This is a genomic window from Pseudoalteromonas sp. MMG013, assembly GCF_018100885.1.
GTDB lineage: Bacteria > Pseudomonadota > Gammaproteobacteria > Enterobacterales > Alteromonadaceae > Pseudoalteromonas > Pseudoalteromonas aurantia.
Genome location: NZ_JAGJEE010000043.1, coordinates 1 through 12432, shown reverse-complemented (window position 1 = coordinate 12432; position 12432 = coordinate 1). Strand labels below are relative to the sequence as shown.

Annotated in this window: 7 protein-coding genes and 8 tRNA genes; 7 read left to right on the top strand and 8 right to left on the bottom strand. The window is 42.5% G+C overall.

What is annotated here, in order from left to right; all coding sequences use genetic code 11:
- Nucleotides 1-29 precede the first annotated feature (29 nt).
- The 6 genes from J8L98_RS22750 to msrB all read left to right on the top strand — a co-directional run bounded on the left by J8L98_RS22750 (nt 30) and on the right by msrB (nt 8629).
- Nucleotides 30-761, top strand: a complete 732-nt coding sequence (locus J8L98_RS22750) for an RNA methyltransferase (protein WP_210998345.1) — start codon at nt 30-32, stop codon at nt 759-761.
- 49 nt (nt 762-810) lie between these two features.
- Nucleotides 811-4203 (top strand): AAA family ATPase, encoded by a 3393-nt coding sequence (locus tag J8L98_RS22745; protein ID WP_210998344.1) that lies wholly within the window; start codon nt 811-813, stop codon nt 4201-4203.
- A gap of 17 nt (nt 4204-4220) precedes the next feature.
- Nucleotides 4221-4952: a cell division protein ZipA gene (zipA, locus tag J8L98_RS22740; RefSeq protein WP_210998343.1), complete on the top strand. Its 732-nt coding sequence runs from the start codon at nt 4221-4223 to the stop codon at nt 4950-4952.
- A gap of 85 nt (nt 4953-5037) precedes the next feature.
- Nucleotides 5038-7056: an NAD-dependent DNA ligase LigA gene (gene ligA, locus J8L98_RS22735; RefSeq protein WP_210998342.1), complete on the top strand. Its 2019-nt coding sequence runs from the start codon at nt 5038-5040 to the stop codon at nt 7054-7056.
- Nucleotides 7057-7125: 69 nt separating this feature from the next.
- Entirely contained in the window at nt 7126-7608 is a 483-nt protein-coding gene (locus tag J8L98_RS22730) for a DUF2919 domain-containing protein (protein ID WP_210998341.1), read from the top strand.
- A gap of 574 nt (nt 7609-8182) precedes the next feature.
- Nucleotides 8183-8629 carry a peptide-methionine (R)-S-oxide reductase MsrB gene (msrB, locus tag J8L98_RS22725; protein WP_210998340.1) on the top strand — a complete coding sequence of 149 codons (447 nt, stop codon included), beginning with the start codon at nt 8183-8185 and terminating at the stop codon, nt 8627-8629.
- On the opposite strand, the gene J8L98_RS22720 is transcribed toward msrB, so the two are convergent.
- From J8L98_RS22720 to J8L98_RS22685, 8 genes are all read right to left on the bottom strand, one after another.
- On the bottom strand, nt 8626-10260 hold the full coding sequence (locus tag J8L98_RS22720) for a tetratricopeptide repeat-containing response regulator (RefSeq protein WP_192508177.1): 1635 nt from the start codon (nt 10258-10260) through the stop codon (nt 8626-8628). The genes msrB and J8L98_RS22720 overlap by 4 nt on opposite strands.
- Before the next feature lie 173 nt (nt 10261-10433).
- Nucleotides 10434-10509 (bottom strand) — tRNA-Val (locus J8L98_RS22715).
- Between the two features lie 21 nt (nt 10510-10530).
- Nucleotides 10531-10606, bottom strand: a tRNA-Val gene (locus tag J8L98_RS22710).
- A 34-nt stretch (nt 10607-10640) separates the two neighbouring features.
- A tRNA-Val gene (locus J8L98_RS22705) sits at nt 10641-10716 on the bottom strand.
- A 16-nt stretch (nt 10717-10732) separates the two neighbouring features.
- Nucleotides 10733-10808, bottom strand: a tRNA-Val gene (locus J8L98_RS22700).
- A gap of 38 nt (nt 10809-10846) precedes the next feature.
- Nucleotides 10847-10922, bottom strand: a tRNA-Val gene (locus tag J8L98_RS22695).
- A gap of 16 nt (nt 10923-10938) precedes the next feature.
- Nucleotides 10939-11014 (bottom strand) — tRNA-Val (locus tag J8L98_RS22690).
- A gap of 19 nt (nt 11015-11033) precedes the next feature.
- Nucleotides 11034-11109 (bottom strand) — tRNA-Val (locus J8L98_RS22685).
- A gap of 1210 nt (nt 11110-12319) precedes the next feature.
- Here J8L98_RS22685 and J8L98_RS22680 point away from each other — a divergent pair.
- Nucleotides 12320-12395, top strand: a tRNA-Ala gene (locus tag J8L98_RS22680).
- Nucleotides 12396-12432: the final 37 nt, after the last annotated feature.

Sequence of the window (12432 nt, the reverse complement as noted above, 5' to 3'; positions counted from 1 at the left end):
AATCTTCGTCACTCAACACTGAGGTGGCTATGATCTCTAAGAACCAATCCAAACTCTTGCGTGCTTTAGCGCAAAAAAAATACCGCAAACAGCATCAACTATATTTAGTTCAAGGAGAAAAGAATGTCCTTGAATTACTAGATGCAGGTCTAAAAATTGAACAACTATTTGCAACGGCAGAGTTTTTGTCTAGCTATCAACCAAAGTTGCAGGGCGTTAACGTAACAGAAGCGGATAGTGAAAGTTTAACAAAAGTAAGTACGTTAGTGAGCAATAGTGCTGCAATTGCTGTGGTGCCGTTTCCAAAGGGGAGCGAGATAGATACCTCAGGTATGGTTTTGGCTTTAGACGGTGTATCAGATCCTGGTAATCTGGGGACGATTATTCGTGTTGCTGATTGGTACGGATTAAAGCAAGTTATTGTCAGTGAAGATTGTGCCGATCATCTAAATCCAAAAGTGATCAGTGCAACGATGGGCTCTTTTGTTCGCATTAATGTGGTGCGTTGTGATTTAACTGAGTTTTTAGCGTCTTACTCGGGTGCTATATATGGTGCGTATTTAAATGGCGAAAATGTACATAAAACGGCGTTTTCCACTCAGGGTGTACTCGTGATGGGAAGCGAATCGCACGGTATCCGAGAGCCCGTAAGTAAGTACATAAATACACCTATAACCATCCCTGCGTTCGGTGTTGCGGAATCTCTTAATGTGGCAATGGCGACAGGTATTATTTTAGATAATATCAAACGTCACCAATAACTATGTTTTTGTTTGTACATATTCATATTAATGAGTAGCTAATTAGTATATGCGCTTAAGTAGTATTAAACTTGCGGGCTTTAAGTCTTTCGTTGAACCCACGAAAATTCCATTTGTTGATCAAATGACCTGTGTTGTTGGTCCCAATGGCTGTGGTAAGTCGAATGTTATTGATGCCGTACGATGGGTACTTGGTGAAAGCTCGGCGAAGAATTTGCGTGGTGATGCGATGACTGACGTAATTTTCAACGGCTCAACGAATCGAAAGCCTATATCGCAAGCGTCAGTTGAACTCATGTTTGATAACGCACAAGGTCGTTTACCAGGAACCTTGGCCGACCGAAGCAAGGTGTCTATTAAACGACTTGTAACGCGAGATGGTCAATCACTTTACTTTCTTAATGGCAGTAAATGTCGAAAACGTGATATCACGGATATTTTTCTTGGTACTGGCCTTGGGCCTCGTAGTTATGCCATTATTGAGCAAGGTATGATTTCGCGGCTGATCGAGAGTAAACCACAAGAGTTGCGTACTTTTTTAGAGGAAGCGGCTGGGGTATCAAAATATAAAGAGCGCCGGCGTGAAACTCAAACTCGAATTAAAAGTACCAGAGAAAATTTAGAACGTCTACTCGATGTCCGAAAAGAGTTGCAATTACAGCTAGATAGGCTTGCAATACAAGCAAAAGATGCAAAATCATACCGTACACTTAAACAGCAAGAGCGCACTTATAAAGGGCAACTTGCGGTGCTTAAATGGCAAAATTTTCACGAAAAACAGCAACAAAAATTACACCATATAGAAAAGGTACGCTCAGAAATCGATTTTTTGAACGTTGCGCATAGTGGGCATAATGATATTTTGGCAACCCTTGATACCCAAATTGCGCAGCTTACAGATAGTGCGACTGAACAACGTCAGAGCCTGCATAAAACACATACTAGTTTGACTAAAGCAGAACAACAAAAAATACATTTTATAGACAAATCTCGCGGCTTACAGGCGCAAATAGATAAACACCGTAAAAATGTCATAGAAGAGCGTGCGCAGCTAGAAATCAATCAAGCTGATATTGTCGTGCTAGATGGGGCATTACAAGACTGTGTAAACAGTGTGCTTGCATCACATACTCAATTAGAAGAGTTGGAAGTATATTGTCAGCAGGTATTGCAAGAGTTTCAGAGCGTTGAAGCGCACCAACAGCAGTTGGTCGACGAAGTCGCACGTGCGCAATCTTCTCATATTAAAGCGGAGCAGCAGTATACACAATGCCAGCAGCATGAAAAGCATACAGCAGAAAAGTATCGCGAATGTGAAGTGCAAATACAAGTTTTAGGGCAAGAAGATCCAAGTAAAAAGCTCACAGATGTGCAACATGAATTAGCGGCGAAAACACGCCAGATTGCTAGGTTGCAAGCTTCAGTTCAAGACCAGCAAAACGTAACAGACACACTGACCGGTAATTTAAATGTGGCTAGACAGGCATTTGATAGTCACCAACAAAAGAATACAGCTTTGGTTGCAAGTATAGAGGCTCTGACTGGAGTACTAGATCCAGACAACAGTGAGCCTTATGTTTCTTTACTGAGTGAATTAAGAGTGAAAGCTGGGTTTGAAATACCTGTGGAAAGGGCATTACTTGGGTTAAATCATTTGAAAGTCACCACATCTGCTGCAGATGATGCTGTGTGGCCTGATGCTTCTGGTGTAATAAGTGGGTCTGTCGCGGAAGTTATTGCTGACGGTGTGTATCCAGCACTATTAAATCACATTCAGTTGTTAGCGCAAGGGGAGTCATTTAATCCCTCTCAGTTTTGGGTTTTGGGGGTCGACAGGGTTGGAACCTTATATGGAAAAAATTGGCGTGCGACGCTCAAACACACTGATTCAGATAGTTTGTTGAGTCAACATGCAAAGTTAAGGGCGTTGCAGCAACAAGTACCGCAAGCAGAGTCTCAACTGACTAAGTTGGAAGAGGAAGTGGAGACTTTGACAGCCCAAAGGGCACAAAGCGCCCATGCTGAAGTTGTTAATAAGGAAGAAATACACGCTTTAGCGCAACAAGTTGCAGGGTTGCAATCACGCCACGAAATGCTCAAATCAGCCGTGGAACAGTGGCATGAAAGTTATGCCATGCTGGAAAAAAAACAAGCTGAGTTGTCAGGTCAGTTACATACTGAGCAAGCTGCATTAGCCAAACTACAAACAGCATATGAACAATCGCAAGCGCGTTTATCACAGCATCAACTGCACATTACAGCCTCTAAAGCCGATTACGAGCTAAAAGCACAATCTCAGCAGCATGCGCTGCGCGACAAAGATCGTGCATTAGCGAATGTACACGCACAAACCTTGAAAGAACAGCAAGCTAGAAGTACCCTGCAACTGGCACAATCAAAAGTTGACCATGTGCAAAAAAGCCTTGATGTGGCGCATGAAAGGGCGCAAGGGTTATTGGATGAGCAGCAATTACTTCAGGAGCCTATGCTTGATGTCGATGAGCAAATTGTCAGCTTATTGGCCGAGCAGACAAAACAACAGACTGCTATCGATTCACTGACTGTACAATTACAAGCAACGAAAACTCAGCTACAACAAAAACAAGTGAGTTTAAAGGGAGCAAGCGGTGAAGTGTCTCGACTTAAAGAGTTATTGCAAAAGCATCTGTTAGAGGAACAAGGGCTGGCGATTAAAGCACAAGCGGCGTTAGAGCCCCTTGAGGCATTAGAGCAAGACTTGCAAAAAGTACAGGCCAACTTATTTGATGGCGCACATATTTCGGGTTTACAAACTATGTTAAACCAGACGATTTCTTCATTAAATGAACTCGGTGCGGTTAATTTAGCTGCCATTACAGAATTTGATGAGGCTGCGCAGAGAAAAACTTATTTGGATGATCAACTGGATGATTTAACATCGGCACTGAAGACATTAGAGAATGCAATCCGCAAAATAGATAAAGAGACGAAAATACGATTTAAAACCACATTTGATCAAATAAATGATGACTTAAAAGAGTTATTTCCTAAAGTTTTTGGCGGAGGTAGTGCATACTTAGAACTGACAAGTGATGACTTATTAGAAAGTGGCGTCAGTATCATGGCGAGGCCACCGGGAAAGAAAAACTCAACAATTCATTTGCTAAGTGGTGGAGAAAAAGCGCTGACCGCATTATCATTGGTATTTTCTATATTTAGACTGAATCCAGCACCTTTTTGTATGTTAGATGAAGTTGATGCACCGCTAGATGATGCCAATGTTGGACGCTTTTGTCGTTTAGTGGAGGAAATGTCACATTCGGTGCAATTTATATACATCAGTCATAATAAAATAGCGATGGAAATGGCTGGTAGGCTGACGGGGGTAACTATGGCGGAACCTGGTGTTTCGAGAATGGTTGCCGTTGACGTAGAACAAGCAGTGCAGATGGCACAAGCATGAGAATAAAAAGGTGAGCAATGGCCACAGAATTGAGATGGGCGCTAATCGTGATCAGCGCGTTAGTAATTGGTGGATTACTGATCCATGGTTTATGGTCTGTTCGTAAAAAGGAACAGCCACAAGAACAGCAACGAGAAAAAGAGCCTGAACCCGTGCAAACAGACTCTTTGCGAAATAATGATGAGCCTGACCTGGGTGAAATGAATTTTGCGGCTGTTGATGAGGGAGCTGTCATAAATAGCTCTGAAGAAGATACGAATGAGCACTCTCAAAATGTGTCAACAGACAGTGAGACTGAAACGCCAACGACAGGCGCTGCAGAGCACTCATCACAAGAACCAAGTGATTTTATTATATTGCATATAGCGATGCCTGAAGGGCTGACAATGGCTGGTTCTCGTTTGTTACCAACAGTACTGAGTTTGGGTTTTAAGTATTCAGATGAAGGCTTTTTTAATCGTCATGTAGAGCCATCAGGTAATGGGCCTGTGCTATTTCGTTTAGTTAATATGTTTAACCCAGGCACATTCGATATAGACAATATGGAACAGTTTGGTACTGCGGGTGTGAGCTTATTTATGACGCTGCCATGTGAAGGTGATAGTTTAGCCGCTTTTAACATGTTGCATGGTGCGGCTAAAAAGCTAGCAGATGAGTTTGGCGCGACAGTGTTAGATAGCAATCGAGAGCCCTTGTCTGTGAACGCCGTGCGTGCCTACGTAGAAAAAGTACGTGAATACGCTGCATAGTTAAAGTTTAGGCGCCATCGCCGTTTTTATAAGCCACGAGTTGCAGCCGCGCACACTCGTGGCTTTTGTTTTTTCAGAGGTTGAGATGTCAGAGTCAATTAATAAACAAATTCAGTTATTAAAGCAGCAATTAGAGGAACATAATTATCAGTATTATGTGCTAGACAACCCATCTATTCCCGATGCTGAGTATGATCGTATCATGCGTGAACTAATGGCATTAGAGCAAGCTCACCCTGAGTATCTCACTCCAGATTCACCTTCACAAAAAGTAGGCGGTGAAGCACTTGGTAAGTTTGAGCAAGTTAATCATCAGGTGCCTATGTTATCGTTAGATAATGCATTTGATGAAACAGAGTTCAGCGCATTTAACCGTCGCATCAAAGAGCGATTGCTTGAAAGTAAAGAGTTAGAGTTTTGTTGTGAACCCAAGTTAGATGGGTTAGCCGTGTCTATTTTGTATCGAAATGGTGCGCTTGTACAAGCCGCTACACGTGGTGATGGGCAAGTAGGTGAGAATATAACGGCGAATGTTAAAACGATACGCAATATTCCACTGCGTTTGCGGGGAGACAATATTCCTGAAGAAGTGGAAGTGCGTGGTGAAGTATTTATGGATAGCGCAGGGTTTGCACGTTTAAATAAAACGGCAGCCGCGAAAGATGAGAAAACGTTTGCAAACCCTAGAAATGCAGCCGCAGGGAGCTTGAGGCAACTCGACTCCAAGGTCACAGCTAAAAGACCTCTGATGATGTACGCTTACTCTATGGGGGTTGTCACTGGGGTTGATTTACCAGAAACGCATTTTTCGCAGCTTGAACAGTTGAAAGCATGGGGACTGCCTATGTGTCCAGAAACAAAGTTGGTTTCTGGAGCACAGTCTGCATTGGCATATTATCAAGATATTATGCAGCGTCGTACAGAGTTACCCTATGAGATTGATGGGGTCGTTATTAAAGTGAATGACAAGGCTTATCAACAGCAATTGGGCTTTGTTGCGCGAGCACCGAGGTGGGCGATTGCATTTAAATTTCCAGCACAGGAAGAAATCACGCAGCTACTTGATGTGGAATTTCAGGTAGGCCGAACGGGGGCAATTACACCCGTTGCACGCCTTGAGCCCGTGTTTGTGGGGGGGGTGACTGTGTCTAACGCGACTTTGCACAACCGTGACGAGGTTGAACGATTAAGCGTTAAAATTGGTGATACTGTCATTGTGCGCAGAGCAGGGGATGTGATCCCACAAGTGACGCAAGTCGTGTTAGAGCGGCGTCCGAATGATGTAAAAGACATTATATTCCCTGATTCATGCCCAGTGTGTAGTTCTCATGTTGAGCGAGTAGAAGGAGAGGCTACAACGCGATGTACCGGTGGTTTAGTATGCCAAGCACAACGAAAGCAAGCCATTAAGCATTTTGCATCGCGCAAAGCGTTAGATATTGATGGCTTAGGGGATAAAATTGTCGAGCAGCTGGTTGACCGAGAGCTGATACATACACCTGCTGATTTGTTCATATTAAAGCAAGGGCATTTTGAATCATTAGAACGTATGGGGCCAAAATCAGCGAAAAATTTGGTGGCTGCGTTAGAGGACGCCAAAACAACGACTTTGGCCAAGTTTCTTTATGCGCTCGGTATTAGGGAAGTCGGTGAGGCAACGGCACAAAACCTTGCCAATCATTACTTAACGCTTGAAAAAGTCTCAGTAGCCACCATTGATAGTTTACAAGAAGTCAGTGATGTGGGCGTTATTGTTGCGCAGCATTTACATGCCTTTTTTAATGAATCGCACAATCAAACCGTCGTGAGTGCGCTTATTGAAGTTGGTGTTAACTGGCCAGACATCGCTGAAAAGTCATCATTAAGTCAACCGCTTGAAGGGCTGACCTATGTGCTGACAGGGACTTTAACTCAGCTAAATCGTAATGATGCTAAAGCACGCTTACAAGCACTCGGTGCGAAAGTGTCAGGCAGTGTTTCTAAAAATACTCATGCGCTCGTTGCAGGTGAAAAGGCGGGGTCTAAATTAACGAAAGCACAAGATTTAGGCATTGATGTGCTTGATGAAGATGCACTTGTTGCATTATTTTCTGAGCACGAATAATTGAAACTGAAGCGCTACCAGTAATGACTCATTAATAGTGGGCTCCTTGCTGGTGGCCGGAGTGTTGTTATGAAGCAATATGGTCCAGAGTATTGGGATAAATATGGCGTGTATAGAACCCCAGTTGGGTTTAATCTTACTCTGTTAGTATTACTACGTGCTTACTTGTTGTGGATTTTTTCTGCGGTAGCTAGGCGGCCTGATTTAGATTTTATGTCACTATTTTTTCAGTCCAAACAACACTTTTTCGTCTCTTTGGCCATTGGCACACTCGCCTTGGTCCCGACGGTCATTTTCTCATTGCGCAGGCCAACAAGTTCGCAAGTGTTGGCTAAATACTGGCGCTATATGCGTTGGCCTTTACTCATCACGGCAGCAGCTGACCTAATATGGTTAATTTTGCAAGCATCACAAAGTTACTATCAATTTTCATTTTATTTAGCGGTGCAGATGGTGATGCTGTTATGGGTGATTTTGTATTTAGTGAAAAGCCGTTATTTGGTCTGTTTTTTCAATGACTGGCCAGAACCCGAAAGTAAATTAAAAACCTAGAGGTCTTATTATACGGGTGTAACGGAGTATATTGGTTGTAATAAGGTAGATGGTGAGTCTGTTGATATTGATGTTATGGCTTGGTGGGGCCTATCACAGATGTACAACAGAAGCCGTTTTTATGTCGATACGTGCTGTGTGTAACGTGGATCAGGGGTATTTGGCGCTGCACACGCCTAACGAATTATTTTCAGAGGGCGTGAGGGCAACATTTGACGGCTAAATAGTGCCTTTGTCAGTACTGATCAAAGTATACTCAATGATTTATAGTGCAAAAGCTGAGCACCAGTTACGGCGTAAATATCATAGTGCAGTTTATTGTGTTAGCTCGGCTCAAAAAAACAGACGTGATTGACTTACTCTCCTAAGAACGGGCTGTGGAGACTCTGGTATTGGGTTTACGCTTGTTTTTTCCATCAGAGGAGCATTATCAGCATTATCAGCATTATCAGCATTATGATATGACTGATCCGCCCTGACTTTTGTATGACTCGAATTCAGCCGCAGTTTGAGTGTTTAGCAAATGAATTTCCAAACTATTTTAATGATGTATTAATTAACTGAGGTAATAAACATGCTTAAATGGCGCGATATATTAAGATTCAGTAATGAAGGCAACCCAACACCTTCGCGCAGAGTCGAAAAAACAGCGGCTCAGTGGCAATCTCAATTACCAGAAGAGGTATATTATATTACGCGAAACAAGGGTACGGAACGGCCCTTTAGTGGTGGTAGTTGTACTTTATTTGAGCCTGGTAAATATGGCTGTGTATGTTGTGATAACCTGTTATTTGATGCGCAAGAGAAGTTTGATAGTGGCTCTGGTTGGCCTTCATTTACGCAACCTGCAACTGAAAATGCCATTGCGTATATTGGCGATGACTCACATGCTATGCAACGTATTGAGATCGTATGCAATGTATGTGATGCTCATTTAGGGCATGTTTTCCCTGATGGGCCAAAGCCTAGTGGCTTAAGGTACTGTGTTAATGCGCTTTCAATGGTAAAAGTGTCAGATTAATCCACTGATAAGCCCATTTCTTTAAGTTGGGCTATTAGTTTATCCAATCGAGTGATTTGTTCGGGTTCTAATGTACTGCTGCTGTTCAATGTTGAAATGCACTTTTTTGCTAATGCTGAATTGAATGTTTGGCCATTCTTACCCGTGTTATCAAGCAAACATTGCAGGAGGTTAAGGGCAATGCTCGCGTTTTTTGGCATAATCCGAAAAGCCTGTGAAAATGCTTCTAAAGCCATATCAAGGTGGCCACGATTAAATTGATTGACCGCATGGTTGTTTAATTCTTTTGGGCCCATGGTGATATCACGACGTTCACTTTGCTGCTGCTGAATATAGTGCATGGTAATAGGATCACTTACATTATCGTGGCGTTCACAATGTGCCACAATTTGCGCGAACAGCTCTTGAGCTTTGTGGTGGAACCCCAGTTCATGGTACGCCTTCGCTTTATCCAAGGAGGCGTCAACTGAGCGTATGGATGGCTCATCTTCTAATTGCTCAATGAGTTTTCGGGCGTTTCTACTTTCATCTTTTAAATAATGAATACGAGCATTAAGTACATCTATTTGCGCTTGATTATCAGCGTTTGGGAATTGCTTTTTGAGTTCACCCAAATATTGCTGAGTTTGCCGGGTAATACGGCTGATCTGTTCAGTTTGGTCTGTGCTTAAGGCGAAATCGATTCCGGCTCTCACAGTATTTAGGTATATTTCAGGGTTATCATGAATTGAATGCTTAGCGTACTGGGCAATGTCTTTTTGTGCATGATAGCTGCGTTCATAATCGTGGTTTATCAAAGCAATGCGGCTTAGAGACTTTTGTCTATCAATGTTACGGGGGGCAATTTTGGATGCTTCACTTAAGAAGCCCTGAGCCGTTTCAAACTGGCTTAACTTAATTTCTAATCGCCCAAGTAGGTCTAGGGCAATTAAACGTGTCTCAGAGCGCTCAAGCATGGTTTTAAGCATACGCTGAGCAAGCGCATCTTCGTTATTCGCTATAAGTGCTTCGATAAGTCCAATTTTTGCCCATGTAAATTTCTGTACATTCAAGGCCGATTTATAAAATTGTTTTGCATCTTTAACTCGGCCAAGGCGCAGTAATGCTTCCCCTTTGAGTTTTAGTAAAATAGGGCTGTGGGTATGTCCACGCTTATCAAGTTCTGCATCAATGAACCTAACAGCTTTTGAATCATTGCCATCATCAATAAAGGTGTAGATTTTTTTTAAAGATTGTTTACGTTTAAGAACGCGCTCAATCCTACTTCGAAGTTCTTTGATAGTGAATGGTTTTACTAAAAAGTCATCCGGTTGCAATTCAATAACACTGTGGACCAATTCTCCACTGGTTTCGGCGGATACAAAAATAAAGGAAGTGGCATTTCTGACAAGGCGTTTACTTTTTAACTCTTCGTAAAGTTGATAACCATCTTGACGTTTAGTTAAATCAAAAGAGCAAATGACGAGGTCAAATTTATCAATTCGGCAGTGTTCTATCGCGGCTTGTGCATGTTCAGCAAATTTCAGGTTACGAAAATCTAACTGCTCTAGTGAGCGCTTCATATGGCTAAGCGCCAAAGGTTGCTCTTCAACAATTAAGATTTTGGTGTTGATAAATGGCTGAACACTCATGCAAATGAATAACTTATAATAAATAGTGCTGTGAATAGTTTAGTCGGTTAATGCGGTTTTTGAAATAGCTTTTATGTGGACAAAAAAATTTAATTCGCGTAATTGATTCAGCGAAAAATATAGCTGAAAAGAGAGATGAAGTATAAGGGTAAAAAGGATTCTAAACCTATATGTGGTGGGTGATACTGGACTTGAACCAGTGACCCTCGCCTTGTAAGGGCGATGCTCTCCCAACTGAGCTAATCACCCACATATAGTTTTTTGATTATTTGGTGGGTGATACTGGACTTGAACCAGTGACCCTCGCCTTGTAAGGGCGATGCTCTCCCAACTGAGCTAATCACCCAAATAATCAATATTTGCAACCACCATAATAAAAATGGTGGGTCGTACTGGACTTGAACCAGTGACCCTCGCCTTGTAAGGGCGATGCTCTCCCAACTGAGCTAACGACCCGCAAATGTTTCTAAAATGGTGGGTCGTACTGGACTTGAACCAGTGACCCTCGCCTTGTAAGGGCGATGCTCTCCCAACTGAGCTAACGACCCATTTTAGAATTGCAAAATAATCTGATGTCCACAAAAAGTGGTGGGTGATACTGGACTTGAACCAGTGACCCTCGCCTTGTAAGGGCGATGCTCTCCCAACTGAGCTAATCACCCAGATTATAATTCTATTTGGTGGGTCGTACTGGACTTGAACCAGTGACCCTCGCCTTGTAAGGGCGATGCTCTCCCAACTGAGCTAACGACCCAAATAGAATATTTAGATAATGGTGGGTCGTACTGGACTTGAACCAGTGACCCTCGCCTTGTAAGGGCGATGCTCTCCCAACTGAGCTAACGACCCATATCTAAATCAACAACGTTTGCTGCGTCATTGTGGGGCGCTATTATAGGGAGACTTGAAATAGAGTCAACACTTGAAGTTACAAAATTAGTTCATATGCGGTTTTTATCGCCAATTTTCTTTAGCTCTTCATTTATTACCTATAGGGAATTTATTTTTTAGTTGAATTGAGAAGGCGCTCAATGTTGCTGCAATATGGAGTATGCCATTAGCTTTTAAGTGTTGTTTTTATAGCCATTTGTTGTAACTCTTGCTGATTAGGCAGGGGTTAATCTATAAGTTGGAAGTATTGAGCTTCATATGAATGAGCAGCATAGAGGTGCCAATGAGTAAGAATTATCTAGGAGCTGTTGAACTTTGCTGTTCTATTTTTGTTCTCTTTTATCGCGGCGCTTAATGTGGCTTAGTAATCTAAGCGAATATTAAGCAACAAAGAGAAAGGGGTGCTCAAAAGAACCGGTAGGCAGCGCTTGATTGGCTTTTCTACTGTGTTATCGGCTGACTCACATGGAATAACCATGCCACGCAACCTCTGCCTTGTATAAAACCCAATCAAACGGCTGCAAAAATGAACCTGAAAGATCAACAGCCCCTAATCAGTAAGAGTAACTATAACGAGTAAAGCAACACGGGGAGGTCAACAAGAAGCACGCATAAATAGCGCAGCTTGTTACGGCGTCATTTTTTGAGCTGAGTCGTGTAATAGCCGCCGTATTTGTTAATGGCTGGCGAACCACTTTACTTTGATGTTGGGAGTTAAATTGATTGTGGTTACGTGAATCGAGAAAGTATTCCTCTGAATCGGGATTCTCTATTTATGGTGGAGAGCTGGTTACCTATAGAAGTGGAATGGCTTCATAGGTGATAGAAGAGAGGGCTATGGGTACTTACGCATACTTTCATTGGCCAATGACTGTAAATAAAATGAATCAATCGGGTGCTTACTGTTGGATTATCATGTTAAATCACTCATATACTTATGATTGATTATTACTTGAGTGGACTATTGGTAGTTTTTTGAACAAAAACAAGGGTTTTAATTGAAACATGATGGCGGTGTGGTTATATTAGCACCAAGTTGGTGGTTTTTAGAACGCTCGATAAAAAGTTCCGTGAAAACTGTTGACTTTGTTTGTGTGCCTGCATAGAATGCGGCCCGCACTCAGCGATACAGACACGAAAGATTAATCTTTCAAAGTTTGCTAGGTTTGGGGCTATAGCTCAGCTGGGAGAGCGCTTCGCTGGCAGCGAAGAGGTCTGCGGTTCGATCCCGCATAGCTCCACCAAATTATCATAGTGCATTGTCCTAGAGTACACATTTAA

What these genes read in the sequence shown, in the direction of transcription:
- J8L98_RS22750 (WP_210998345.1), top strand. Translation starts at nt 30, where the DNA reads ATGATCTCTAAGAACCAATCCAAACTCTTGCGTGCTTTAGCGCAAAAA.
- J8L98_RS22745 (WP_210998344.1), top strand. Translation starts at nt 811, where the DNA reads ATGCGCTTAAGTAGTATTAAACTTGCGGGCTTTAAGTCTTTCGTTGAA.
- zipA (WP_210998343.1), top strand. Translation starts at nt 4,221, where the DNA reads ATGGCCACAGAATTGAGATGGGCGCTAATCGTGATCAGCGCGTTAGTA.
- ligA (WP_210998342.1), top strand. Translation starts at nt 5,038, where the DNA reads ATGTCAGAGTCAATTAATAAACAAATTCAGTTATTAAAGCAGCAATTA.
- J8L98_RS22730 (WP_210998341.1), top strand. Translation starts at nt 7,126, where the DNA reads ATGAAGCAATATGGTCCAGAGTATTGGGATAAATATGGCGTGTATAGA.
- msrB (WP_210998340.1), top strand. Translation starts at nt 8,183, where the DNA reads ATGCTTAAATGGCGCGATATATTAAGATTCAGTAATGAAGGCAACCCA.
- J8L98_RS22720 (WP_192508177.1), bottom strand. Translation starts at nt 10,260, where the DNA reads ATGAGTGTTCAGCCATTTATCAACACCAAAATCTTAATTGTTGAAGAG.